Source organism: Aeromonas sp. QDB03 (genome assembly GCF_027707985.1).
Taxonomy (GTDB): Bacteria; Pseudomonadota; Gammaproteobacteria; order Enterobacterales; family Aeromonadaceae; genus Aeromonas; species Aeromonas hydrophila.
Map to the genome: position 1 here is coordinate 171,917 of NZ_JAPCJG010000003.1, position 24,644 is coordinate 196,560.

General features: G+C 65.6%; 20 protein-coding genes and 1 riboswitch. Of the genes, 8 read left to right on the plus strand and 12 right to left on the minus strand.

From position 1 onward, the window contains the following. Positions 1-76: 76 nt before the first annotated feature. Entirely contained in the window at positions 77-487 is a 411-nt protein-coding gene (locus PG900_RS10050) for a hypothetical protein (protein ID WP_103828475.1), read from the plus strand. 63 nt (positions 488-550) lie between these two features. Here PG900_RS10050 and dmeF read toward each other — a convergent pair whose 3' ends face one another. After that, positions 551-1,507 (minus strand): CDF family Co(II)/Ni(II) efflux transporter DmeF, encoded by a 957-nt coding sequence (gene dmeF, locus PG900_RS10055; protein ID WP_270831398.1) that lies wholly within the window; start codon positions 1,505-1,507, stop codon positions 551-553. 71 nt (positions 1,508-1,578) lie between these two features. On the opposite strand from dmeF, the gene PG900_RS10060 reads away from it, so the two are divergent. The 3 genes from PG900_RS10060 to PG900_RS10070 all read left to right on the plus strand — a co-directional run bounded on the left by PG900_RS10060 (position 1,579) and on the right by PG900_RS10070 (position 4,204). Next, positions 1,579-1,854 (plus strand): metal/formaldehyde-sensitive transcriptional repressor, encoded by a 276-nt coding sequence (locus PG900_RS10060; RefSeq protein WP_005308614.1) that lies wholly within the window; start codon positions 1,579-1,581, stop codon positions 1,852-1,854. Positions 1,855-2,023: 169 nt separating this feature from the next. Further along, on the plus strand, positions 2,024-3,220 hold the full coding sequence (locus PG900_RS10065) for an amino acid aminotransferase (RefSeq protein WP_270831399.1): 1,197 nt from the start codon (positions 2,024-2,026) through the stop codon (positions 3,218-3,220). A 60-nt stretch (positions 3,221-3,280) separates the two neighbouring features. Then, the gene (locus tag PG900_RS10070; protein WP_017408990.1) at positions 3,281-4,204 is read left to right on the plus strand and encodes a LysR family transcriptional regulator; all 924 of its coding nucleotides are present in this window, start codon (positions 3,281-3,283) and stop codon (positions 4,202-4,204) included. 42 nt (positions 4,205-4,246) lie between these two features. Here the strand turns inward: PG900_RS10070 and PG900_RS10075 are convergent, their stop codons facing one another. The 6 genes from PG900_RS10075 to PG900_RS10100 all read right to left on the minus strand — a co-directional run bounded on the left by PG900_RS10075 (position 4,247) and on the right by PG900_RS10100 (position 8,983). Continuing rightward, complete coding sequence (locus tag PG900_RS10075) at positions 4,247-4,570, minus strand: DUF1820 family protein (RefSeq protein ID WP_011704589.1); 324 nt, start codon at positions 4,568-4,570, stop codon at positions 4,247-4,249. Between the two features lie 192 nt (positions 4,571-4,762). Beyond that, positions 4,763-5,614, minus strand: coding sequence for a YjjW family glycine radical enzyme activase (locus tag PG900_RS10080; protein ID WP_270831479.1), 852 nt, complete (start codon positions 5,612-5,614; stop codon positions 4,763-4,765). 37 nt (positions 5,615-5,651) lie between these two features. Then, positions 5,652-7,178 (minus strand): YjjI family glycine radical enzyme, encoded by a 1,527-nt coding sequence (locus PG900_RS10085; protein ID WP_270831400.1) that lies wholly within the window; start codon positions 7,176-7,178, stop codon positions 5,652-5,654. Positions 7,179-7,294: 116 nt separating this feature from the next. Then, positions 7,295-7,636 carry an AzlD domain-containing protein gene (locus PG900_RS10090; protein ID WP_010635181.1) on the minus strand — a complete coding sequence of 114 codons (342 nt, stop codon included), beginning with the start codon at positions 7,634-7,636 and terminating at the stop codon, positions 7,295-7,297. A gap of 2 nt (positions 7,637-7,638) precedes the next feature. Further along, positions 7,639-8,358 (minus strand): AzlC family ABC transporter permease, encoded by a 720-nt coding sequence (locus tag PG900_RS10095; RefSeq protein WP_270831401.1) that lies wholly within the window; start codon positions 8,356-8,358, stop codon positions 7,639-7,641. 148 nt (positions 8,359-8,506) lie between these two features. Beyond that, positions 8,507-8,983 carry a L,D-transpeptidase family protein gene (locus PG900_RS10100; protein WP_024944607.1) on the minus strand — a complete coding sequence of 159 codons (477 nt, stop codon included), beginning with the start codon at positions 8,981-8,983 and terminating at the stop codon, positions 8,507-8,509. Positions 8,984-9,243: 260 nt separating this feature from the next. On the opposite strand from PG900_RS10100, the gene PG900_RS10105 reads away from it, so the two are divergent. Further along, positions 9,244-12,414, plus strand: coding sequence for a S41 family peptidase (locus PG900_RS10105; protein ID WP_270831402.1), 3,171 nt, complete (start codon positions 9,244-9,246; stop codon positions 12,412-12,414). Positions 12,415-12,509: 95 nt separating this feature from the next. On the opposite strand, the gene PG900_RS10110 is transcribed toward PG900_RS10105, so the two are convergent. Continuing rightward, entirely contained in the window at positions 12,510-13,853 is a 1,344-nt protein-coding gene (locus PG900_RS10110) for a zinc-dependent metalloprotease (protein ID WP_270831403.1), read from the minus strand. A gap of 20 nt (positions 13,854-13,873) precedes the next feature. Beyond that, positions 13,874-14,536, minus strand: a complete 663-nt coding sequence (locus tag PG900_RS10115; RefSeq protein ID WP_270831404.1) for a hypothetical protein — start codon at positions 14,534-14,536, stop codon at positions 13,874-13,876. Positions 14,537-14,868: 332 nt separating this feature from the next. On the opposite strand from PG900_RS10115, the gene PG900_RS10120 reads away from it, so the two are divergent. Next, positions 14,869-17,064: a glycoside hydrolase gene (locus PG900_RS10120; RefSeq protein WP_270831405.1), complete on the plus strand. Its 2,196-nt coding sequence runs from the start codon at positions 14,869-14,871 to the stop codon at positions 17,062-17,064. A 13-nt stretch (positions 17,065-17,077) separates the two neighbouring features. Here the strand turns inward: PG900_RS10120 and PG900_RS10125 are convergent, their stop codons facing one another. Further along, entirely contained in the window at positions 17,078-17,869 is a 792-nt protein-coding gene (locus tag PG900_RS10125; protein WP_270831406.1) for a substrate-binding periplasmic protein, read from the minus strand. A 76-nt stretch (positions 17,870-17,945) separates the two neighbouring features. After that, on the minus strand, positions 17,946-19,793 hold the full coding sequence (locus tag PG900_RS10130) for a M3 family metallopeptidase (protein WP_270831407.1): 1,848 nt from the start codon (positions 19,791-19,793) through the stop codon (positions 17,946-17,948). A gap of 295 nt (positions 19,794-20,088) precedes the next feature. Here PG900_RS10130 and PG900_RS10135 point away from each other — a divergent pair, with 295 nt between their 5' ends. Then, positions 20,089-21,786, plus strand: a complete 1,698-nt coding sequence (locus PG900_RS10135) for a methyl-accepting chemotaxis protein (RefSeq protein WP_270831408.1) — start codon at positions 20,089-20,091, stop codon at positions 21,784-21,786. A gap of 265 nt (positions 21,787-22,051) precedes the next feature. Further along, a riboswitch (cyclic di-GMP riboswitch) is annotated at positions 22,052-22,137 on the plus strand. A gap of 62 nt (positions 22,138-22,199) precedes the next feature. Beyond that, positions 22,200-23,624 (plus strand): N-acetylglucosamine-binding protein GbpA, encoded by a 1,425-nt coding sequence (gene gbpA, locus PG900_RS10140; RefSeq protein WP_242796386.1) that lies wholly within the window; start codon positions 22,200-22,202, stop codon positions 23,622-23,624. 72 nt (positions 23,625-23,696) lie between these two features. On the opposite strand, the gene cbl is transcribed toward gbpA, so the two are convergent. Beyond that, a complete protein-coding gene (gene cbl, locus PG900_RS10145) occupies positions 23,697-24,644 on the minus strand; it encodes an HTH-type transcriptional regulator Cbl (RefSeq protein ID WP_011704576.1) in 948 nt (315 codons plus the stop codon).

The window sequence follows — 24,644 nt, forward strand, 5'->3', positions numbered from 1 at the left end:
AGCCATGATGTCTGGAAAAATTGATTTCCGATCAAATGGATAAGTGGATACGGCAAGAGAGAGGGAGCCACGACAGATGAAGCGGATTGAGGAGCAGGCCAGGCGGCTGGACCAGGAGTATCAAGAGATTGCCCAGCTGTTTGACCAATTTTGTCAGCAGGCGGGGACGCTCGCCGAGCAGTACCACTTCTTCAACTGGCCGGATTATGAGGATACCCCACCCCTCGCCCGGGCCTTCACCCTGCTGGGGGAGCCACGGGAGCTGCGGCTGCGCTGCCAGCCGGGGGAGCGCGGCAGTTTGAGCGGGTTGATCCAGGTGTGCGGCGAGGAGGGCACCATCCACGCCAGCCTCGGCTTTCGGGCCGACGGCCACCTGCTGCTGGAGTCGGGCCGGCTGCTGGACAACCCACCCGAGCTGCTGCTCAAGCTGCTGCTCGGCGCCATCTGGCAGCACAAACCCGACGATGTGCAGGGCCAGCCGCACTGAGCCAGACAAACAGAAAGGGGCCTTGGCCCCTTCCTGCTGTTGCGGGAGGCCAACCGGCCAGGATCAGGCTGCGCTCACCTCTATGGTGACGTGCACCAACTCCTCGTGGATGGCGAGCCGGGCGCGGATCTCGCTGGCGGAGACCGGCACCGCCATCAGCAAGGAGAGCACGCAGGCATACTGCTGCTGGCCCACCCGCCAGACGTGCAGATCGCGCACTTCGGCGTCCGGCAGCTCGGCGATCACCTCTCGGATCTCCGCCACCAGCGGCGCATCCATCTCGGCATCCAGCAGCACTCGACCGGAGTCGCGCAGCAGGCCCCAGGCCCACACCGCCACCAGCCCGGCCCCCACTATGCCCATCAGTGGATCCAGCCAGTCAGCCCCCCACAGCATGCCCCCCACCAGCGCCAGAATGGCCAGCACCGAGGTGGCCGCATCCGCCAGCACGTGGATGTAGGCGGCGCGCAGGTTGAGATCCTGATGACCGTGATGATCGTGTGAGTGGTCGTGGTCGTGGTCGTGATGATCATGATGGTGGTCGTGACCGTGGCCATGGTGATGACCGTGGTCATCCTTGAGCAGCCAGGCGCAGGCCAGGTTCACCAGCAGGCCGACGATGGCGATGACGATGGCCTGTTGATAGTGGATCGGGCTGGGATCCAGCAGCCGGAACACCGACTCGAACAGCATCATGCCGGCCACCCCCACCAGCAAGAGGGCGCTGGTAAAGCCCCCCAGCACCTCGATCTTCCAGGTGCCGAAGCTGAATCTGTGGTCGCGGGCGAAGTGGCGGGCGGCGCGGTAGGCCAGCACCGACAGGCCGAGCGCCAGCGCATGGGAGCTCATGTGCCAGCCGTCGGCCAGCAGCGCCATGGAGTTGTAGAACCAGCCGCCGCCGATCTCCGCCACCATCATGATGACGGTTAGCAGCACGGCCCAGCGGGTCTTCTGTTCGGCCAGCGGATTCCCTTCGTGGACGACGGGTTGGTGGCAGTGGGATGAGGCGAGGGATGACATGGATTTCTCCTGAGGACGACAATGCAATATACTATACCCCAGTATAGTTTTATTGATCGAGAGGATCCTGCATGTCACACACCATTCACGGCAAGAAGAAGCTGCTGGCGCGGGTGCGCCGCATCAAGGGGCAGGCAGGGGCACTGGAGAGCGCGCTGGAGCAGGAGAGCGACTGCGCCGCCATCTTGCAACAGATCGCGGCCATTCGCGGCGCCGTCAACGGCCTGATGCTGGAGGTGCTGGAGGGCCACATGCGCGAGCATCTGGGCGCCGAAGAGGCGACCCCGGCCGAGCGGCTGGAGGATCTGGATCAGGTGGTGCGGGTATTGCGATCCTATCTGAAGTAGGGCCGGTGGATGGGGCCATGCGTAGCCCCGCCTCATCCCGTTTACGGCTGGGCGGCGTCGGCCCCACGGCCCCCGCCCCTTTCAGACTTGAGCCCTCGCCGGCTTTACGCCATGATGACCGCCGATCATTGATCGCCATACCCTGGATTCCATTTCGCAAGGACCCCCCATGTTTGAACACGTCGATGCCTATGCTGGCGACCCCATCCTGACCCTGGTCGAGACCTTCCACAAAGACACCCGCGAGCAGAAGGTGAACCTGGGGATCGGCCTCTATTACGACGAGCAGGGCCGCATTCCGCTGCTGGCCTCGGTACAGCAGGCCGAAGCCCAGCGCGCCGCCGACCCGGCCCCGCGCCCCTACCAGCCGATGGAAGGCGCCGCCAACTACCGTACCGCGGTGCAGCACCTGCTGTTCGGTGCCGACCACGAAGCGGTCAAGGCAGGTCGCATCGCCACCATCCAGACCATCGGCGGCTCGGGCGCGCTGAAGATCGGCGCCGATCTGCTCAAGCGCTACTTCCCGACCTCCGAGGTGTGGGTCAGCAATCCCACCTGGGACAACCACAAGGCGATGTTCGAGGGCGCCGGCATCAAGGTGCACGACTACCCCTATTACGATGCGGCCACCGGCGGCGTGCAGTTTGACGCCATGATCGACTGCCTGAGCAGCCTGCCGGCGAAAAGCATCGTGCTGCTGCACCCCTGCTGCCACAACCCGACCGGAGTGGATCTCTCCCGTGCCCAGTGGGATCAGGTGATCGCGCTGGTCGTCGAGAAGAATCTCATTCCTTTCATGGACATCGCCTATCAGGGCTTCGGTGACGGGCTGGAAGAGGATGCCTACGCCATTCGCGCCATGGTGGCCGCCGGCGTCAGCTTCTTCGTCAGCAACTCCTTCTCCAAGAACCTCTCCTTCTACGGCGAGCGTTGTGGCGGCCTGTCGGTCATCTGCCAGGATGCCGAAGAGGCGAGCCGGGTGCTGGGCCAGATGAAGGCCACCGTGCGCCGCAACTACTCCAGCCCCCCCACCCACGGCGGCCAGATCACCGCAGCGGTGATGAGCCAGCCCGAACTGCACGCCATGTGGGTCGGTGAGGTGACCGAGATGCGCACCCGCATCAAGGCGATGCGCCAGAAGCTGTTCGAGGTGCTGAGCGCCAAGGTGCCGGGCCGCGATTTCAGCTACTTCATCAACCAGCGCGGCATGTTCAGCTACACCGGCTTCACCCCGGAGCAGGTGGATCGCCTGCGCGAGGAGTTCGCCGTCTACCTGGTGCGCTCAGGTCGCATGTGCGTGGCGGGCCTCAACAGCCGCAACGTCGACTACGTGGCCGACGCCATGGCAGCCGTGCTCAAGGGCTGATCCCCGCAAGCCCCGCTCAGGCGGGGCTTTTTGTTTGTCCCGTTTGCTTGTGGAACCGTTATGGATCTCATTGCCCTCTCCCGCCTCGGCGGTCGCCATCTGGTTACCCTGCACCTGCTGCTCGACAGCCAGAGCGTCACCCGCACCGCCGAGCGGCTCTGCACCACTCCCTCCACCGTCAGCAAGACCCTCAACCAGCTGCGGGATCTGCTCGGCGATCAGCTGCTCTACCGCCAGGGCAACCAGCTGCTACTGACCCCGTTCGCCGAGCGGCTCGGCCCCACCCTGCACCGGCTGCTGAGCGAGCTGAACGGCCTCACCGGCCAGGGCGGGTTCGATCCCGCCAGCTGGCAGGGGCAGCTGAAATTCGCCCTGCGCGAGAGCGGCATGGTCTGGCCCATGGGGCCCATCCTGGCGCAGCTGATGCGCGAGGTGCCGGGCCTGGTGCCCGACATTCGCAACAAGGATGAGCAGGGGTTGGCGGCCCTGGCGGCGGGCAAACTGGACTTCGTGATCCTGCCCCACGATCAGAGCCAGCCGCTACCCCGCCAGCAAGGGCTGGTGTGGGAGACCCTGCGCGAGGACAAGCTGGTCTGCCTGCTGCGCGCGGATCACCCGGCGCTGGCGCGATCCTGGGATCTCGATGCCTACCTGAGCTGGCGCCATATCGCCATTCGCGATCAGGAGCTGGCCAACCCCTTCTTCGAACAGAGCCTGGCCCAGTTGCAGGTGCGCCGGCAGATCGCCGCCATCCTGCCGGATTTTGGCAGTGCGGCAGCCCTGCTGCGCCAGAGCGATCTGATCCTCACCGCCATCGGTGGCTGGGCCGAGCAGGCGGCCCCCCACGCTCTGGTGAGCAGGCCGGTTCCCTTCGATTACGGCGCCGTCACCCACAGCCTGGTGTGGTACGGCCCGGCCGGAGAAGAACCGGCCCGGCGCTGGTTTCGCCAGCGCATCCTGCAACTGGCCCGCGAGCTGGGATGAGGACGACCATGCCCGGCACACGCCGGCCGGACATGGCGGGTGTCAGGGTTTCTTGGTGTAGATGGGGCTGGGGAAGGGAGAGACGTTGTTGCCCAGTTCGGTGATGCGGGCGGCCCCCTGCTTGCGCACCTGATCGACCCGCAGCACGTGGTGCATGGGGATCATGGTGCGATTGACGTCGGCAAATTCACTCTTCAACTTCTCGTGGCTGGGGTCGACGATGAGCGCCGTGTGGTTGTCCCACACGAAGTTGGCGATCTCGATGAAGCCGAACAGCTGACCCTGGCTCACTTCCCTGACATAGACTTCGTAACGCTCGTTGTGACAAATGAACTGCACTCGATATAAGGCGTTGGATTCACTCATGTTCGTCTGTTGATGGTGGGCGATTGACCCATTCTAGCCGCCACCTCGCAGAGCTCAAATAGACAGCAATCACAGTTACGTCATCTCAAGACTCAGGCAGCAAAAAAGCCACGCCAAACCGCTCGGTTCGCCGTCCAATCTTGCCTTGTAGTAGTAAATCCCTTTGCGATCAGCTGATTAGCATCCGGCTATTCAGAGCAGTGGCGGCAGGCTGACCGGGCCGAGCCCGGCCACCGCCAGCGCAGCGGCCAGTTGCTCCAGCTCCTCTCGCGTCGCCTCTGGCCAGTCCTGCGCCGCCCCGCGCACCCCGTGATGGCGAAAGCCGTTGAGGCGGATGGGCACGGGCCCGAGGGCGCGCAAGAAGGCGGCGAGCCCGTCCTCCAGCGTGCCGTCGGCGGCGAGATAATCGCTCTGCCCCGGCACCTGCAGCAGGCGCACCTCCGCCAGCTTGCCCGCCTGCACCAGCAGGGTGAGCGAGGCCAGCACCCGCTCGCGGCCATAGCCGGTCAGCGTGTGATGCACAGAGTCGCCCCACCCCTTGAGATCGATCATGGCGCCGTCCAGCACCGGCAGCAGCCGCTGCCAGCCAGCCTCGGCGAGCGAACCGTTGCTGTCGAGCAGGCAGTCGAGATGAGCCAGATCCGCCGCCTCCTTGATGGCCGTGAACAGCGCGATCACGAACGGCAACTGGGTGGTGGCCTCACCGCCGGAGACGGTAATCCCGGTCAGCAGCGGGCCGTAGCGGCGCAGCAGGGCCAGCACCTCGGCCACCGTCATGGTGGCGGTCTTGGGGCTGGCGCTGCGGGGGCAGGCATCGAGACAGGCATCGCAGTCGGTGCAGTGCGCCGCCTGCCAGCTCACTTGCCCCTCGTGCAGGGTCAGCGCCCCGCTCGGGCAGCCGGGCACGCAGTCACCGCAGTGATCGCAGAGGCCGATGGTGTGCGGGTTATGACAGCCGGGGCAGGCGAAGTTGCAGCCCTGCAGAAACAGCACCAGCCGGTTGCCGGGGCCGTCCACGCAGGAGAAGGGCAACCAGCGGCTCACCGTCGCGGTGCGCGCCGCCCCTGCCCGCCTGCCGCACTCAGTAGTCACACAGGGTCGCCTCGCGCCCCACCACCCGCGGCGCCCGCTGGCGGATCCCGGTCAGCTCGCTCGCCTCGGCGCCAAGGCAGGTGGTCTGCAGCCGCGAGCCCTCGGTCGCGAAGCGGGCGACGTCGCTCTTGCGGATCATGTAGCCGGTCACCCGCACCAGGTCGCTGTCCGCCACGTTGGCGGTGAACTCGCGCATGCCGATAGCGAGCGCCCCCTTGCACAGCTGCAGCAGCGCCTGCGGATTCTGGCGGATGGTGGGATCCAGGGTGAGGATCTCGCTGATCCCGGAGTGATAGAAGCCGTGGTGGGGGGCCAGCGCCAGCACGTGGCTGGCGGGATCCGGCTCCTCGCCATAGGGGATGCGCACCCCGGGGGTCACCCCGCGATCCACGCTGAGCCCGCCCTGGGAGTGGAGCAGGGCGCGGCCGCCCCAGGCGTGGCGCTGCGGCGTTTCGCTCACGTGGCGGGCGAGCTGGGCCGAGATGCGATAGCCCAGCTGGTTCGCCTCTTCGTCCCGGCCGTAGCGCTCCGGCAGATTCTCCTTATCCATCAGAAGGTTGACCGCCTCGGCCATGCCGTAGATGCCGAACATGGGCACGAAGCGATCCTCTTCCAGCAGCCCCTCCTGCACCAGGAAACTGTCGAAGAAGCCGGACTCCTGGTGCAGGAAGGCGGCACGCGCCTCGATCAGACGGGAGGCGAGGCGACAGTAGTGGGGCAACAGGCAGCCCAGGAAGTCGTCGATACCGTGGGCCTGCTCGGCCACCCGCTTGAGGGAGACCCGCACTAGGGTGTTGGCGCCACCCGCCTGGGGCAGGGCGTTGTAGCAGCTGACGATGCCGAAGCCGCGCTCATCGAAGGTGTTGCGATGGAGCGGGTAGTTGGCGATGTGGGGCTTGCTGCAGGCCGCGATGTTCTTCACCCCCTGCAGCAGCAGGCTGTCCGGGGTCTGCGCCGGATCGTGGAACAGGGTGAGGTTGGGGGCCACCAGCTTGAGATCGCCGTCGATGCGCAGGATCAGGCGGCAGAGCCGGTTGTCATCCGGGCCTATGTTGACGTGCATGAAGGCATCCGGCAGCACCCGGTCCAGGTAGATCCAGAATCCCTTCAGCTTGCGATAGAGCGCCTCGTCATCCAGCTCGCCGACGAAGGGCAGCAGCAGGTGGTCGAGCCGGCCCAGCCAGACCGGCATGCCGGTGACGGAGGGCACGTGGTGGTAGAGGATGCGCAGGGCATCGAGCGCTTCGTCGAAATCCTGCGGCGGTGCCAGCTCCAGCCAGGCCGAGCCCTGGCGCAGAAACTTCTCGTAATCCGGCAGCACATAGCGCGGCTTGTAGGGGGCGTGCCCCTCGAACATGTCGCAGACAAAGCCCTTGGCCATCGCCTCGCTCACCTCGGCGGGCAGCTCGGGATAGGGCAGCGCATTCTCGGCGGCCAGCGCCAGGGCATGGCTCTTCTGGGCCGGTGACAGCAGGGGATCGCGCACGATGCGCTGGCAGGTTTCGGTGAAGGACATGGCTCGCTCCTCGACGGATGGGAGCTAAATCCTCACACTTGAGAGGTGTTTTTTGAAGTAACATTCACAACATGGCGGATATCCAATAAAGACATCCGCCATGCAAGATCACGGGCCTAGCCCAGCCAGGGCAGCAGTTGTGCCACGCCCCCCTGCCAGCGCAGCAGGAAGAAGCCCCCCATGCCGACCACCACCACCAGCAGGGTCGGCAGCCGCAGCAGGGTCAGCGCCGTCACCAGCAAGGTGGCGACCAGATAGTCCGGATCCCAGCTCAGCCCAGTGCCCGGCTGGTAGCTGAAGACGATGGGCAACCAGATGGCGGTCAGCACCGACTGGGCCGAGAAGCTGAGGAAGGCCCCCATCTCGGCACCCGGCTGATAGCGGGTCAGCCGCGAGAAGAAGGCGAAGCGGTTGAAGAAGGTGATCAGGGCCAGCAGGCCTATCATCAGCCAGCTCATGATTACCTCCTCATCCGGTGCAGCACATAACCCACCAGCATGCCGGAGAGCGCCGAGATGATGATGTAGACCTCCGCCAGCAGCGGCTTGGTGAGCAGCGCCATGGCACCGCTCACCAGGGTAGCCGCCACCATGGGCAGGTTCTTCATGGCGGGAATGGTCATGGCGATGAAAGTGGCGGCGATGGCAAAATCCAGCCCCATCTGATCCAGCCCGTCGATGTACTGGCCGGCGGCGATGCCGAGCAGGGTCGCCGCATTCCAGAACAGATAGAAGACGAAGCCGGCGATGAGCGCATAGGCCGGATCGAAACGGCCGCTGCGCTCCCGGTCTTTGAGCGCCACCGCGAACATCTCGTCGGTCAGGAAGAAGGCCAGACTGGCGCGCCAGCGCAGGGAGAGCGGCAGCACGTCGCGGCGAAAGGTGAAGCCGTAGAGCAGATGCTGGGAAGTGATGACGAAGGTGGAGCCTATGATGGGCAGCAGCGGCGTGCCCGCCCCGAACAGGGTGGTGGCCGAGAGCTGGGCGGCACCGGCATAGACCAGCAGCGACATCAGCTGGGCCTGCAGCGGGCTCAGCCCCACCTGCAGCGCCAGGGCGCCGCACAGGATCCCCCAGGGGATCACCGAGACGGAGAGCGGCAGAATATCGATGGAAGCGCGCCACCAGAGCGCGCGGGTACTCTCGGCCCCGACGGGCCGGGAGCAGGTTGCTGATGGCATGGGATCATCCTTGTTGCGTCCACGGCGAGCCGGAAAAACTAGCACAGCACGGGGACGGATACCAAGAGGCTGCGGGTAAAGAGAGGATGAAGCAGAACAGAGGGCCCAAAAAACAGAACGCCACCCGAAGGTGGCGCGCTGCAGAGAGTCAGGGCTGAATGACGATGGGGGTGCCGGGTTCAATGGCGTTCCACACTTCGTCCAGATCCTTGTTGAGCATGGCGATGCAGCCATTGGTCCAGTTGGACGGCTGCAGGCGGGTGTTGCCTATGCTGTTGCGCTGACCGTGGATCATGATCATGCCACCCGGTCGCACACCCATCTCGTTGGCCGCCTTGATGTCGTCCAGATTCGGGTAGTTGATGTGGATGGCCTTGTAATAGTTGGAGTTGGTCTTCTTGTAGTCGAGGATGTAACGGCCTTCCGGCGTGCGCTGATCCCCTTCCCGCTGCTTGTGCCCCTTGGGAGCCGGACCCAGAGCGATCCAGTAGCGTTTGACCTCCTTGCCATCCTTCATCAGGGTCAGGCTATAACTCGATTTCTTCACCACCACCATATCGGCGGACAGGGTGGCAAAACTCAATGCGGGCCACAGCCCCAGCAAACACAGTAATACGGCTCTCATTCCATCCCTCGGCAAGCCTCTGGTAAGGGCTTTTCTGTTACCAAATCATCTGAACTGCACCGCCTCGTGTGGCGGGCGAGCGCCATCATATTGGATCGCCATCAATACTCAATATATCCAGAGAAACATATCCCGCGCCATCTTTTATAGATTGTTACAATTAACTGCCAAAACAACGGGATAACCCCCCTATCTCGGGATAGTCCCGGGCGGGACATTGGGGGAAGATAAGGCGCTTTTCACCTCTCAGGAACCTCACGATGCGATACCGACTCTCCCTGCTGCTCCTGCTGCTCTGCACCTCCCTGCAGGCGGCCGAGCCGCTCTGGCTGCGCGAGCCCGCCCTCTCCCCCGACGGCAAGCAGCTTGCCTTCACCTGGCAGGGCCGCGTCTACCTGAGCGCGGGGGATGGCGGCCCCGCCATGCCCCTCACCGACGGCAACTACCTGAGCCAGCGCCCGATCTGGTCGCCGGATGGCAAACTCATAGCCTTTGCCGCCAATCTCTACGGCAACGAAGACGTGTTCGTGGTGCCGAGCCACGGCGGCGAGATGGTGCGGCTGACCCGGGATTCGCGCCCCGATCTGCCCCAGGCCTTCAGCGCCGACAGCAAGCAGCTGTTGCTGAGCAGCCAGCGGCTGACCGACCCCGACGCCGATCACTTCGTGGCGGAAGGCTACCAGGCCGGCAACCTCTACTGGACGCCGGTTGCCGGCGGCCCGCTGACCCCGGCCCAGCCCCTGCCCGCCACCCTGGCCCGCCCCCACGGCAACCAGCTGGCCTACCAGATGCCGGGCATGGATCAGCCGTTTCGCAAGCACCAGCACTCGTTCGCCGTCTCCCGCCTGTGGTTGTTCGACGGCAAGCAGCATCGCCAGCTGACCGAAGACAGGGTGGCCGCCAGCGATCCGGTCTGGGGTGAGCAGGGCAAGCAGCTCTACTACCTGAGTGAGCGCAGCGGCGATTTCAACGTCTGGCAACGGGATCTGGCCAGCGGCCAGGATCGCCAGCTCACCCACTTCAAGGGCCATCCGGTGCGCGGCCTCAGTGCCTCCCGCCAGGGGGATCTGGTCTGGTCCTGGCAGGGGGAGCTCTACCGCCTCGATGCCGGCAGCGACACCCCGCGCAAGCTCGTCATCCAGCCGCTGTTCGCCAAGGTACCGGCCGAGCAAAGCTGGCAACCCGGCCCCGTCGACGAGGCCATCGCCCGCCAGGACGGGGAAGAGGTGATCCTGGTCAGCCAGGGGGATCTCTACGCGGTCGACACCCGGCGCGAGCGGGTACGCCAGCTCACCCGCCACCCCAGCGAGCAGTCGGCGCCGCGCTATCTGGATAAAGAGCAGGAGCTCATCTACCTCTCCGAGCAGGAGGGGCCGGCGGCGCTGTATCGCCTCAAGAAGGGGCAGCCGGACAAGCTGTTCAGCGACCCCGGCACCCTGACCGAGGAGAAACTGCTGGCCATCCCGGGCGCCACCATCAGCGTGCCGACCCTCTCCCCCGACGGCAAACAGCTCGCCTTCGTGGTGGACGGCCAGGCCGTCCACCTGCTGGATCTGGCCAGCGGCAAGCAGCGCCAGCTGGTCGCCGCCGAGTTCAACCCCTCCCGCCACGCGGTGGAGCTGGCCTTTGCCCCCGATTCGCGCCACCTGGCGCTGACCATCCAGCCCGACTCCGCCCAGCAGGAGATCGCCGTCATCGATACCCGGGATGCCAAGGCCAAACCGGTCAACGTCAGCCTCAACGGCTATCGGGATGGCGATCCTGCCTGGAGTCAGGACGGCGGCATCCTCTACTGGCAATCCACCAAGTACGGGGTGCTGGGTGCCGATGGCGAGCCCCTCGGCGGTAGCCTGCTCGGCCTCTACAGCAGTCGCGCCGCCAAGAGCGACTTCATCGCCGAACAGGCGCCGCCCAAGGCCGGTTACGGCTTCGAAGCCGATCGGCTGGCCCACCGGGAGGCACTCCAGCTGCAGCCAGAGGGCCCCATCCTCGCCAGCCGCATCGTCGACGATCATCTGATCTATCTGGTGGAGGTGATGGACGCCAACGGCGAGAGCGAGATCAAGGGCTATGCCCAGGATCTGCGCAAGGGGGAAACCAAGCTGCTGTTTGCCGAGCAACCGGGGCCGGCACTGGCCAGCCTCAACCAGGATGCCAGCCTCGCCACCCTGGTGCGGGAGGGGGAAATCGCCCTCATCGATACCCGCTCCGGCGAGCCCAGCAGCCACCCCTTCAATCTGCTGATCACCGCCAGCTGGCAGGACCGGATGAGCGCCGCCTTCGACCAGATCACCCGCCTCACCCGGGACGAGTTCTACCGGGCCGACATGAACGGGGTGGACTGGGACGGCTATGTGGCCGCCTATCGCCGCCTGCTGCCCGGCATCAGCAACGATCGTGACTTCGGCAACCTGCTGGCCGAGCTGGCCGGCGAGCTCAATGTCTCCCACACCTGGGGCAGCGGTCCGGCCCCCTCCCTGCGCATGCCGGACGAGACCGCCAGCCTCGGTGGTTACTGGCGCGAGCGACAGGGGGTGGTCGAGCTCGACGCCCTGCTGGCCGGCGGCCCGCTGGAGCAGGAGACGGACCTGGCGCCGGGAGCCCGCCTGCTGGCCGTCAACGGCACCGAGCTGCACAGCCTCAACGAGCTGGATGCCCTGCTCAACCACCAGGCCGGCCAGCGGCTGGCGCTCACTGTGCAGCCCAAGGGGGCCAAGGAGCCCAGCCAGCTGGAGGTCACCGCCATCGACCTGCAGCAGGAGTATCAGTTGCAGCTCGACGGCTGGATCGCCAAGCGCCGCAGCCAGGTGGAGCAGTTGAGCCAGGGGCGGGTCGGCTACGTCTATCTGCCGGAGATGAGCAGCGCCGTCTATGAGGAGGTGGTGGCCGACGCCCTCGGTCGCCAACGCAACCGCGAGGCGCTGATCGTCGACGTGCGCTTCAACAAGGGGGGCTATCTGGCCAACACCCTGGTGGAGTTCCTGACCGGCAGCGGCAGCGCCCAGGGCATGGCCCGCAGCTGGCCACGCCTTGGCAAGGGGGAGACGGACGCCGCCACCCGCCAGTGGACCAAGCCCTCGGTGGTGCTGGTCAATGCGGGCAGCTACTCGGAAGGATCGGCCTTTCCCCAGTACTACCGCACCCTCAAGGTGGGCCCCATCGTCGGTGAGCCGGTGCCGGGCACCGGCACCATGGTGTATGCCCACACCTCCAGGCTGATCCCGGGCCTCGCCTACGGCATCCCGACCCTGGGGCTGCGCAACCCCGACGGCAGCCTGTACGAGAATCAGGAGCTGATCCCGGACGTGCAGGTGGCGCTGACTCCGGCCGACATGCTGGCGGGGCGCGATCCCCAGCTGGCAGCCGCAGTGCAGGCCGCCCTCGCCCAGTTGACGGTGAATGCGAAACCCGCAGCCAAACAGGTTGACTGACATCGGCCAGCAAAAAAAGCCGGCCGGGCTTGCCCGGTCGGCTCCTCTGACAGACATCAAGGGCGCCCCGCCTGTTGCGGGGCGCCCTTGTTGCATCAGGCCGGCTGCGTCTCGGCCGGCTGGCGGGCCAGCGCCAGCTGATACCTGTGCTCGGCCAGCTCCAGCTCGCGGCGCGCCTCGTCCACCTTACCGTCGGCACTCTTCACCGCCGCCACCAGCTGGTTGTAGCGATCCCAGCTGCCGTTGTACTCGTTCACCTCGGCCTGGTAGCGCTGGCTGATCTCGTTGGATTGGCGAATGATGGCGTTGTTCTCATCGTGCAGCTGATCGATGCGGGCGCTCAGGCTCGCCTGGATGGCGCGGATCCGGCGATACTCTTGCGGGCCGTAGCTGCCGTTGTAGCTGTTGTGCTCGCGCACCAGCCGGTTGATCTCCTGCACCGTCTGCCGGTTGCGCTGGTTCAGCTGGCTCAGCTCGCGCTGGTAGCGATCAAAGTTGCCCTTGAGCGTCTGCTGGCGATCCTGCAGAGCGGTTCTGGCCGCCACCTGCTGGCTGTAGTGCTCCTGGGCCGCCGCCAAATCCTGACGTCGGGTCTCGAGGGAGCGTTCCAGCTCGCCCAGATCCGGCAGCGCTTCCGTCACCATGGTGGGATAGAAGGCGGCGATCTGCGGCGTCGTCACCTTCAGCGCCCGCACCGCATCGGCACCGTTGGCCTGATCCCGGTAATCCACGCCGCACGGCTGCCCCTTGCAGATCAGGTCAGGGCTGGAGAACTTGTACTCGTGGCTGTAGACCCCGAAGCTGGAGGGATAAGCCATCACGGTGGCGAAGGAACCCCGCACCCCGTGCCCCAACGCATAGTGATAAGTGCCCCCCGTGCCATCTTGCAGGCGGGAGTGGTTGAGCCCCATGTTGTGACCCAGCTCGTGCGCCAGCACCACGTCGCCACAGCCGGTGGCCGTGACATGGCTGAACATGCTGCCGGCATCCTGGGAGACATCCCCATCGGCATACGCCTTGCTGCCATCGGTATAGGTCGCGGAACCGCCAACCCAGGCCAGCCCGCAGCTGCCGTGGTCACCGGTCTGGGGGCGCATCAGCACCACCATGTCGGCGCCATAGCGGGTGCGCAGGGTCGGAACCTGCTTGAAAGCCGGATCCTGCTGGTAAGTCACCGCGTTGAGCGCGGATTTGTCGGTGCCGCCATCCGGGTAATTGACCTGCTGGTCGTGCACGGCCCGCACCGTCAGATCCAGGCCGCTGGCGGCATAGATCTGGTTGGTGACGTTGATCATGTGCTGGATCCGGGTCTGGGCGTCCCCCTGATAGCGGGCCGCCAGCCCCGGACTGTGCAGCACCATCAGGTCGATGGTTTCCGCCAGCACGGGGGTCGCCCCGAGCAATCCCGCAATCATGATCCCCAAGGTGGTTTTCTGCATGTGATCTTCCTTTTCTGTTGTTATTGGTGAGTCGGGATCAGGGCGTCATCGCCGCCATGACCCAGATCCAGCGGCGGGTTCTTGTAAACCCAGCCCTTGCCTCCCAGGGTCTCGACGGAGTAACTGCCTTGCGGCGTGCCGATGAACCCGAAAGTCGCTTGCTTGCCGACGGTGAAATTGACCGGATAGCTGTCACCGTCGACCCGAATTTCCCCCTGCCAGTTGCGCTCCCCACCCCGCTGCAGTTCGACCTTGGTCACCCTGGCCTGCAGGGTGCTGCCGTCCGGCATTGGCAGGGCTACGCTGTCACCCACCTGGGCCCGCTCCAGGTCGCTGCCCTGCAGGGCGATCGGCTGGGGCTGCTCGACCGCATCGCCGGGCTCCGCCAGCGGAAAGTCCGCATCCACCTCGGCCGCCTGCCAGGGGGTCTCCAGCTGCTGGCTGCCATCTTCTCGCAGCCGATCCGGCTTGGTAGGGGCCGCGACCGGCGCCGGCTTGAGCACAGGCGCAGGCATGACGGCGAGTGGCGCGAGCTCCGCCAGCGGGCCGCTATCCGCCGCGTGCTCCTCATCCCCTGCCGCCGCCTGACCGGGCGCCACTGCTTGCGGCCACAGGTACCAGCCGATCACCCCGGCCAAGAGGGCGCCCAACCCCAGCCAAGGCTTCCATTTCGCTCTCTTCATACTGATACTCCAGTCAAAAACAATCCTTATAAAACAATGAATTGCGTTCAAAGTGAGCAGGCATGCTAGAAACCGTCGAGCAGGCTGGCACCCCCCTATATGGGGCGTCGAAAAAATGGGCGCGGGAGGTTCACCCCCGCAGGATGAGTCGCGCAAGTCAGTGCTGGCGGGGGCTGAGAGAGGGTTCGAATGATGCTTTTTTGCCGCATGAAAATGGCTCCAAAAAGGGCTGTAATGAGGCCATTCACCCCATATGGGTTAAGCAGATTTGGCTGTACCGGGGGGCAGGCGTCGGCGTACCCTGATGGCATCAATCAGGTCAAGGATGTTGCATGAACGGTTTGCCGATACGGGCGCCAGCACTGGGCTGGCTGTTGATTTCACTGCTGGCGGCGCCGCTGGCCGCCGCCCCCCTGACGCTGCAGGGCGAGACCCAGCGTTACCGCATCGATCCCGATACCCTGGCCATCTCGGTCAACCAGATCCCGGTCAGCGCCGGCCAGCCCGCCCGCCAGGTCGATCAGTTGCAACAAGGGGAGCAGCAGGCCAGCTGGCACTGGCCCGCCCAGGACGCCAGGGTGGAGGTCAAGCTGGATGGCGACGACCTCTTGCTGACGCTGGTCAGCGACAGTCCCCGTCAGCTGGCCTGGTTCAGCCTGCCGAAAAACCAGACCCACCTCTCCCTGGCCTTCGGCGAGGGCAGCCGCTTCTCGGTGCGCGACAGCGACTGGCTCGGCTATGTCGGCGACGAGCTGGCCGAACTCAACACCCACTACGACCTCAAGCTGCCGCTCTGGAGCCAGGATGCCGGCAAGCAGACCTACAGCTGGATCCTGCAGACCCCCTACGACAACCGGCTTCGCTTCAGCCGCCAGGGAGGCCGGCTGCAACTGAGCGCCAGCCATGAATTCAGCAGCTTCAACCAGCAGGCGCCTATGGTGGTGCGGCTGAGCGTGGGGGATGACTGGCTGGCCGGCGCCCGCCGCTACCGGGCGTGGCTGCAGAGCGAGGGGGCCTGGCAGTCTCTGGCCGACAAGGTCGCCCGCATTCCCGCCGGGCGGCGGCTGATCGGCGCCAGCCATGTCTACCTGTGGGGCGATGCCCTGCTCGATCGGCAAGATGTGAAGGCGTGGCCCGCGCTGCAGGCCAAGCTCCGGCAAAAGCCGGAGTGGTTGCGAGGCTTCAACAGCGAGGAGCGGGAGGCGCTGGCCGCCAAGGCGCCAGAACCCTGGCAGCAGGCGCTGATCATGGCGGGTCTCAACCGGCTGATTGCCGACCAGCTGCCGCTGCCTGCCCAGCAGGGCCCACAGGCCCAGAGCAAGGTGCTGGCCCTGCGCCAGCAGTGGGTCAAGAGCCAGTTCGGTGAGCAACTGGTGGCGCAGGAGCGCTGGGGCCAGGGGCTGTCGCTGCCGGTGATCGAGGCGCTGCAGCAGGCGGGACTGCGCAAGCTGTGGCTCGGCACCCCGCAATGGACGGCAGCCCTGCAGCAGGGCTATGCCCTCACCGCCGCCCAGCGCCAGGGCTATCTGGTGGGCAGCTATGACTCCTACGATACCGCCATCGCGCCCGGCACCAACGACAGCTGGCTCACCGCCCAGCTGCCGCCGGAGATCGGCAAGCGCTGCGCCATCGTCGAGGCCAACGGCAAGCCCAAGCCAGGCTTTGGTGGCGAGGGGGTCTATCTCAATCCGGGCTGCACCCTGCCGTTTGCCAAGAGCCGCATGAGCGAGCTGGCCAAGGCCAGCGGCATCAACAGCCTGTTCCTCGACGTGGACGGCACCGCCATGGCCTCCAACGATTACAACCCGGCCCACCAGCAGGGCAGCCAGGCGATGATCGCCGACCGCAACGCCCGCATGAGCTGGGTAGGAGAGCGGCTCGGGCTGGTGCTGGGCTCGGAGGATGGCAACGCCCTCACCAGCAAGCCGCTGCTGTTTGCCCACGGCATCCAGAGCTGGGGCTTTGGCTGGACCGATACCGCCATGCGCAAGCAGGCCAAGTCCCCCTACTACCTCGGCAAGTGGTGGCCGGACGAAGCGCCGCAGGTCTTCTTCCAGCCTGCCCGCCTCAAGCCGCGCTACCTGAAGACGGTGTTCAACCCGGCGGATCGGCTGCCCCTCTATCAGGCGGTGTTCCACGACTCCGTGCTCAACAGCCACCACTGGCTGCTGGACAACCTGAAATTCCCGGGCATCAAGGAGGAGCGCGCCCTGCTCGGCCTGCTCTACAACACGCCGCCGCTGGTCAACCTGAGTCGCAGCACGCTGGCGAGCCGCCTGCCGGAGCTGGTGAGGCTCGACAGCCAGTTCGGCCCGCTGCACGAGGCGCTGTGGGACAAGGCGCTGGTGGGCTTTCGCTGGCGTGACGGGGTGGGCCGGGTGCAGGAGACCCGCTTCTCCGACGGCAGCCGGCTGGTGGCCAACTTCGGCCACAGCTCCATCATGATCGACGGCCACAAGCTGCCGGGCCGCCAGCTGCTGGTGGCGCTCAAGGACAAACCGGTCAGCGTGCTGAAGATCCAGGGCTGAACCCGGGCCGCCATCAGGAGGGGGTTGCCCCACTGACCGGGGCGGGCGGCAATGCATGCAGGTTGAGCCAGCGCCGGCGCAGCGCCTCCAGCGAGCCATCTTGACGCATCTGGTCGAGGGCCCGCTGCAGGGCCTGCACCTTGGCCGGCTCCGTCGCTAGGTTGAGGGCGAAGTAGTACTGCTCGCCGTCGTCATAGACGAACAGCGGAGTGAGCGCATCCAAGCCGTGCCCCAGCTGGTGCATGTGAAAGGCGGCCCCCAGATCCAGCGCCGTCACCAGCTCCACCCGGCCGCGCAGCAGCATGCGAAACTTGTCCTCCTCGCTGTTGACGCTGACCGGCGCCAGCCCCTGGCGGATCAGCTGCTGGGCCGAGGCCGAATTGCGCACCACGGCGATCCGGTAGTGGCTCGCCTCCTGCAGGCTGCGGGGCTGGATGTCGGTGCGCGAGCTCAGCCGCCACACCCTGATGGTGCGCGGCCCGACCGGCCCCACCCACTGGAACTGCTGTTCCCGCTCCGGGGTGCGCGCCACCGAGAAGAGGATGCTGCCCGCCTGATAGCGGGCATTCTGATAGGCCCGTGCCCAGGGCTGCAGCTGGATGTCACCGCGCAGCGTCAGGCCGCTGCGCGCCAGCAGGGTATGCAGCAGATCCACCGAGAAACCGCTCATCGGCTGACCGGCCAGCTGATAGTTGTAAGGGGGCATCTGCTCGGTCAGCGCCTGCAGTGCCCGGGCCGGCTTCGCCAGCCCTCCCGTCAGCAGCAGCGTGACCAGAAGCCACCGCCACCGCGCTGTTGTTCCCACCCTCGACTCCTTCCCATGAAAACAGACCCCTGCCGCGGCAGGGGTCTGACATAACGCATGCTCACCGGCTTGCACCTCAGTGGCTGGTCACCGTCTCCTGGTAGTGGTCGCGGATCCAGCGCTCGAAGTCGGCCAGCATGGCCGCTTCGGAACCACTATTGTCGGCGATAAGCTGGTCGCCGTGAACCACCCGGATGCGGGCATTGAGCGGCTCACCCTCGCCGACCGGCGGACGCTGGCGGGCCGCCGCCATGCAGGCCTCTGCCTGCTGCCACGCCTCGGCCACGCTCTGGTTGCAGGCCCGGGCCAGCGGACCGGCGCTGAAGCCCTTACCGGTCAGGCTCTGCAGCGTCTCGTCATGGGTCATGCCGTTGCCCGGCCCCCAGTAGTGGGCGGCCAGATCCGGCCCGATGCGCGGGTTGTCGGTGAGGTAGCCGTCGCGTTTGAGGAAGTAGGCGCGGGTCTGCTCCACCGCCATCAGCGCCAGCAGATAGCCGTGATAGGCACAGGCCGACTCCTGGTTGAGCAGGTGCGGGATCGCCAGCAGCGGGCGCGGGCTCTCCACCCCCAGGATCTGGCGCTCCCAGCGGCGGGCCAGTGCCAGCACGGCGGCCGGGGTGCGTTCGGCCTCGGGCATGGCGTAGAGATCCCGCTCGAAGTAGGCCACCAGCGCGATCTGGCGCTCATTGAAGGCGCGAAACGGCTGGCGCGCCTCGATCATCGCCTTGATCAGCGCATCGGGGATCGGCTCCCCCGCCGCGTTTCTGGCGTAGCGCTTGAGCCAGTCCGCGTCGTCCAGCAGGCTGTCGCAGAACATCGACTGGGTCTCGGCGTAGGCCATGGAGGTGGGCGGGAACTCCTGGGAGAAGCAGGGGGCGTTGCCGGTGACATTGGCAAAGTGCGCCGCGTGGCCGCCCTCGTGGAACAGGGTGTTGAGCCCGCTCCAGCCGCTGCCCACCTGGGCCGGGTTGGCCAGGCTGGTGAAGTTGACCACCGCCGGCACCCACTCCCCCTCCTGCCAGAAGCTCGGCACCGGGCCGTGGCAGAAGCCGTTCTCGTATTTCCCCTCCCGGGTCAGCAGATCCAGGGTGAGGGTGGCGCCGCGGTACTGGATGCCGAGCCGGCGAAAGCTCTCGACCCAGTCCTGCAGCGCCCGCGAGAAGGGCACGTAAGGGTCGAGCTGGCGGGTCACGTCGCCACTCACGCTGTAGCGCAGGTTGTGGGGCAGCAGGGCCGCCTCCCCCTTGGCCGCTTTCAACTCGGCCAGGCTCTGGTGCAACCGCTGCTCGGTGCCGGCGATGAAGTCGTCGAGAATGGCGAACAGCTGCACCGGGCTCATCTGCTCGTTCTTGTGCACCTTGTAGTCGAAGTAGTCGCGATAACCCATGGCGCGGGCGAAGCGGTTGCGCAGCGCGACGATGGCCAGATAACCGTTGTCCACCACCCACTGCTCCAGGGTGTGGAACATGGCGAGCGCGCTTTGCCGCACCGCCTCGTCGCTACTAGCGGCCAGCGCCGTGCTGGCGGCGGGCAGGCTGCCGGCCACCTGCCGGCCCTGCTCATCCAGCAAGGTCAGCTTCAGCTCCCGGCGGCGGGCAAACAGCGCCGCCTCGGCGGCCACCAGTTCGTCCATCAGGGCGGCGGCCTGAGGATCCTCGATGACGTTGCACTCGAAGAAGGCGATCCAGCCCCCCAGACCGCGCTTGAGCTCGGTCTCCTCGGCCTGGGCCTGCATCTGCCGCAACACCGGCAGGCGCGCCGGATCGGCGCAGAACGCCTTGTAGGCCTGCTCGGCGGCGGTGAAGCCGGCCTGATCGTCGCTGGTGCCCATGTAGGTGGACCAGAACAGATCCTCCTTGCGCCTGTGTACCTGCAGGTAGTCGGCGTTGAGCTGATTGAGATAATTCCTGGCAATGGAACTCATAACTTCCCTCTTGTTATGGGGCGGCCACGAGGGCGCCCACTCCTTTTTGGTGAAATGCCAACTCATTCACATTTTCTGCAAATTGAGCAGACAAATAGTGCGCCGGGATGCGCGCCATCACGCTACCAAAAGCGAGGGTTTCTGTCTGCTGGCTATACTGATTGTCAAATTGCTCAATTGGCGTTTTATGGGCCCAAGCCATTGAAAGTTAATTAAATGTTAATAACAAAATAATCAGGGCCAGCCAACAGACTGGCCACCACCAGACCCGCACGGGAAAGTTAAGGAAGAGACTATGTTCAAGCTCGGTGATATTGCCGTGAGCCGCAAATTGATGCTGTTGCTCTCACTGGCGCTGATCGGTTTCATCGCACTGCTGCTCATCTCGGTCAGTGCCCTGCATCGCAACCTGATGAGTGAACGGGAAGCCAGGCTGCAGGCCGTGCTGGATCTGGCCATGAGCCGGATCCAGACGCTGGCGACCACCCTGCCTGCCCCCCAGGCCCAGGCCGAAGCCAAGGCCATGCTCAACAGCATGCGCTTTGACGGCGACAACTACCTGTTCGTGCTGGACGAGAACCGCCGGATGGTGGTGCACCCCGTCAGGCCCGAGCTGGTCGGCCAGCAGATGGGCGAGAGCGGCACCGCCACCGCCGGCGTCCACTGGCAGCAGATGGTGGATCTCGGCAAGGGGGGCCACAGCGGCCGGCTGGAATACAAGTGGATCTCCCCCTCCGGCGAGGCGGCCCAGAAGATGTCGCTGGTGGCCGGTTATCAGCCCTGGGGCTGGATCCTCGGCTCCGGCGTGTTGCTGCAGGACATCCAGGCCACCATCTGGTCCCAGTATCAGCTGATGGGGGGCGCCACCTTGCTGGTGACCCTGCTGATGGGGCTGCTGGGCTTTGCCATCAGCCGCTCCATCGTCAACCCGCTGGCCGAGATCAACCGGGCCATGCAGCAGGTGGCCGCCGGCGATCTGGTGGTGAGCATCCCGGTGCACGGCAAGGATGAGCTGGGGGCCGTCGCCAGCTGCACCAACCAGGGGCTCGACGCCATTCGCCGCGCCCTGCTGGAAGCAAGCCAGGGGGCCCGCAACGTGGCGGATGCCGCCCTGCGCATCGCCGCCTCCGCCGAACAGACCAACCAGGCGGTCAACAGCCAGCGGGATCAGCTGGCCCAGCTCGCCACCGCCATGAACGAGATGAGCGCCACCATCTCCGACGTGGCGGGCCACGCCGAGAACACCGCCCGCGACACCCAGGACGCCACCAGCGAGGCCGGCCTCGGCAACCGGGACGTGCACGCCAGCGTACACGGCATCCAGGCGCTGGCCACCGAGGTGGAACAGGCCACCCTGCAGGTCAACCAGCTTAAAGAGGGGGTGATGCAGATAAGCGAGGTGACGGCGGTCATCAGCGCCATCTCGGAGCAGACCAACCTGCTGGCCCTCAACGCCGCCATCGAGGCGGCCCGCGCCGGCGAGCAGGGCCGCGGGTTTGCCGTGGTGGCCGACGAGGTGCGCCAGCTGGCCAGCCGCACCCGCCAGTCCACCGAGGAGATCCAGAGCACCATCGGCCAGCTGCAACAGCGGGCGGTGACCGCCGCCAGCGCCATGGACGCCAGCCGCAAGCTGGCGGAGAGCAGCGTCAGCCAGTCGGAGAAGGCGGGCCAGGATCTCTCCCTCATCGTCAACCATATCCAGCACGTCAGCGACATGGCGACCCAGATAGCGACTGCGGCGGAACAGCAGAGCATGGTGGCGGAGGACATGAACCGCAACGTCAGCGGCATCAACGACTCGGCGCTGGAGATGTCACAGTCCGCCTCCCAGCTGGCCCAGGAGAGCGAGCTGCTGGCCGGGCTTTCGCGCAGCCTGGACGAGCGGCTGGCGGTATTCAAACTCGGCAGCGCCATCGACCAGCAGCTGGAGCAGCGGCTCGCCCCTCTGCATCGGCAGGTGAGCCCGGCTGAACGTCCCCGCGCTCGCCACTGATCCGTCCTGCCCTGTCGCAGCGCACGCCCCCGTCAGCCCGGCTGGCGGGGGCGTTCTTCATTGATGAAAAATGTGGATTTTTTGCATCTTGTCGACCAGTTCGACGACATTGATGCGGCGGCGCTCAGTTAACCACCATTTAAAAACAAACAGTTAAGTGTTTTCTCTACTCCGATGAGGTCAAGCTGTAAAGATTTACACTTAATTATTTAATCAAAAATAGCCATGATGGGTTGTCGCCAAACGCGACACCATGACCCTTTATGTAGTCATTTGGCAAACTGGTTGAAAGGCCAGGACGCAAAGCCTCCGGTCTAAAGACATGTCGTCCAGGATAGCGGGGTTGCCACATCGTGCTTCGGGGAACTCCCCCTGCCAACTTGACTGCCCACATCTGTCGAACAGAGGAATGTATGGCAGCAAAAATCCAACTCAATCACGTCGCTGCGACCCTGGCCCTGCTGGTCAGTGGCAGCGTGCTCGCCCACGGCTACATCAGCCAGCCGGAATCGCGCAACTACCTATGCAAGACCGGCGGCAACAGCCAGTGCGGCGCGGTGCAATGGGAGCCCCAGAGCGTGGAAGGCCCCTCCGGCTTCCCGCAGGCCGGCCCGCCCGATGGTCAGATCGCCTCGGCCGGCAGTGCCAGCTGGCGCGAGCTGAACGCCCAGACCAGCGACCGCTGGACCCGCCGCGAGGTGCAGGCCGGCCCCTTCGCCATCAGCTGGACCTTCACCGCCAACCACGTCACCCGCAACTGGCGCTACTACCTCACCAAGCAGGACTGGAACCCGAACCAGCCGCTGACCCGCGCCGCCTTCGAGCTCACCCCCTTCTGCATGGTGGACGGCAACATGACCCAGCCGCCCAAGCAGGTCACCCACCAGTGCAACCTGCCCCAGCGCACCGGCTATCAGGTGATCCTGGGGGTGTGGGAAGTGGGGGACACCAGCAACAGCTTCTATAACGTGATCGACGCCAACTTCAAGGGCGGCACCCAGCCGCCGCTGGCCTGGAGCCAGGGCGGCACCATCTATCCTTCCACCGAGCTGGCGGTCGGCGACAAGGCCAGAACCCTGGTGTTCGACGCCAACGGCGTGCGCCCCGATCTGCAGACCGAGCTGACCATCGCCAGCCCGGAGCAGGGCCAGAAGAACAACTGGACCCACGCCCTGGCGACCAAGATCAATGCAGAGCAGAGCCAGATCCGGGCCGGCCAGCAGAGCGGCGAAGGCCAGTTCAACCCCGTCTACGGCCAGAACCCGGTCTACTTCAAGGCCGGCAGCGCACTGGAGCGGGTCGAGATCCAGCTCGAGCAACAGCAGCCGCCGGTGAGCAATGGCGTCAGCGTGAGCGGCCTGGAGAGCGACTACCTGCTCGACGAGGGCAAGCTTACCCTCAACTTTACCGTGGCCGCCGAGGGCGATCTGACCGTCACCAACACCCTGTATGATCACGGTGGGGCCGCCAAGGGGCAGACCAGCGCCGACATCAAGGACAGCACCCACAGCTTCACCATGCCGCTGACCGGGCTCAGCGCCGGTCACCACCAGCTGGTGATCGAGGGCAAACCCAAGGCCGGTGGCGATGCGGTGCAGCAGACCCTGGATCTGATGCTCAAGGATCCGGCCGCCGGCGGTGACTACCAGTTCACCTTCCCGGACGGGCTCAAGTCCTACACCGACGGTACCAAGGTGCTGCAGCCCAAGAACGGCAAGGTCTACCAGTGCAAGCCCTTCCCCTATCGCGGCTGGTGCAGCCAGTGGTCGGCCAGTGCCGCCCAGTATGAACCCGGGGTCGGCACCAATTGGCAGGATGCCTGGATCCAGGTGAACTGAGCCGCAGGCACAGCATGACACCATCAACAAAACGGGGAGCCACTGGCTCCCCGTTTTCTCTGATGCTCCACCTCAGATCTGGAAATCGATGGCCGCCTCGCTGCCCATGGCGCGGGCCTGAATGTCCGCCAGCGCCAGCTCCGGGTTGCAGAGCTGGATGAACTGCCAGGCGAAGTTGTGCTGGAACTGCCCCTGCTTGAGACCGATCCAGGCGGTGTGGGGCGCAAACAGCCGGCTGCCGTCCAGCTGCACCAGCCCCTTGTCGCGCTGGGTGTCGAACGCCATGTCCGCGAGAATACCTACTCCCATCTCCAGCTCGACATAGGTCTTGATGACGTCGGAGTCCTGCGCGGTCAACAGGATCTGCGGAGCGATGCCGGCCTCGGCAAACGCCTCGTCCACCCGCGCCCGCCCGGTCAGGCCGGCCTGGTAGGTGATGATGGGCCAGTGGGCCAGCGCCGCCAGGGTCAGCTCCCGCTCGGCGGTGAGCGGATGCTGCTCCGGCACCACTATGTTGTGGTGCCAGCGGTAGTAGGGAAACGCCACCACCCCTTCGCTCTTGTCGAGCTGCTCGCTGCTGATGCCGATGTCCACCTCGCCGGTCTGCACCAGCCGCACTATCTCCTCCGGACTGCCCTGGCGCAGCTCCAGCTGCACCAGCGGGAACTGCTCGCGAAACGCCTTCACCACTCGTGGCAGGGCATAGCGGGCCTGGGTATGGGTGGTCGCCACCAGCAGCCGGCCCGACTCGCGGTTGGCAAAGGTGCTGGCCAGCTTGCGGATGTTGTTGGCGTCGTTGAGGATGCGCTCGGCGATCACCAGCAGCTCCTTGCCCGGCTCGGTCATGCCGAGCAGCCGCTTGCCGTAGCGGATGAACAACTCGATCCCCAGCTCCTCTTCCAGCTCGCGGATATGGCGGCTGACCCCGGACTGGGAGGTAAACAGGGCATTGGCCACCTCGGTCAGGTTGTAATCCCGCCGTGCCGCCTCCCGGATAATTCGCAACTGCTGAAAATTCAC

Bases quoted from the DNA above. Each gene is read 5' to 3' on its own strand.
- PG900_RS10050 (WP_103828475.1), top strand. From the start codon at position 77: ATGAAGCGGATTGAGGAGCAGGCCAGGCGGCTGGACCAGGAGTATCAA.
- dmeF (WP_270831398.1), bottom strand. From the start codon at position 1,507: ATGTCATCCCTCGCCTCATCCCACTGCCACCAACCCGTCGTCCACGAA.
- PG900_RS10060 (WP_005308614.1), top strand. From the start codon at position 1,579: ATGTCACACACCATTCACGGCAAGAAGAAGCTGCTGGCGCGGGTGCGC.
- PG900_RS10065 (WP_270831399.1), top strand. From the start codon at position 2,024: ATGTTTGAACACGTCGATGCCTATGCTGGCGACCCCATCCTGACCCTG.
- PG900_RS10070 (WP_017408990.1), top strand. From the start codon at position 3,281: ATGGATCTCATTGCCCTCTCCCGCCTCGGCGGTCGCCATCTGGTTACC.
- PG900_RS10075 (WP_011704589.1), bottom strand. From the start codon at position 4,570: ATGAGTGAATCCAACGCCTTATATCGAGTGCAGTTCATTTGTCACAAC.
- PG900_RS10085 (WP_270831400.1), bottom strand. From the start codon at position 7,178: ATGTCCTTCACCGAAACCTGCCAGCGCATCGTGCGCGATCCCCTGCTG.
- PG900_RS10090 (WP_010635181.1), bottom strand. From the start codon at position 7,636: ATGAGCTGGCTGATGATAGGCCTGCTGGCCCTGATCACCTTCTTCAAC.
- PG900_RS10095 (WP_270831401.1), bottom strand. From the start codon at position 8,358: ATGCCATCAGCAACCTGCTCCCGGCCCGTCGGGGCCGAGAGTACCCGC.
- PG900_RS10100 (WP_024944607.1), bottom strand. From the start codon at position 8,983: ATGAGAGCCGTATTACTGTGTTTGCTGGGGCTGTGGCCCGCATTGAGT.
- PG900_RS10105 (WP_270831402.1), top strand. From the start codon at position 9,244: ATGCGATACCGACTCTCCCTGCTGCTCCTGCTGCTCTGCACCTCCCTG.
- PG900_RS10110 (WP_270831403.1), bottom strand. From the start codon at position 13,853: ATGCAGAAAACCACCTTGGGGATCATGATTGCGGGATTGCTCGGGGCG.
- PG900_RS10115 (WP_270831404.1), bottom strand. From the start codon at position 14,536: ATGAAGAGAGCGAAATGGAAGCCTTGGCTGGGGTTGGGCGCCCTCTTG.
- PG900_RS10120 (WP_270831405.1), top strand. From the start codon at position 14,869: ATGAACGGTTTGCCGATACGGGCGCCAGCACTGGGCTGGCTGTTGATT.
- PG900_RS10130 (WP_270831407.1), bottom strand. From the start codon at position 19,793: ATGAGTTCCATTGCCAGGAATTATCTCAATCAGCTCAACGCCGACTAC.
- PG900_RS10135 (WP_270831408.1), top strand. From the start codon at position 20,089: ATGTTCAAGCTCGGTGATATTGCCGTGAGCCGCAAATTGATGCTGTTG.
- gbpA (WP_242796386.1), top strand. From the start codon at position 22,200: ATGGCAGCAAAAATCCAACTCAATCACGTCGCTGCGACCCTGGCCCTG.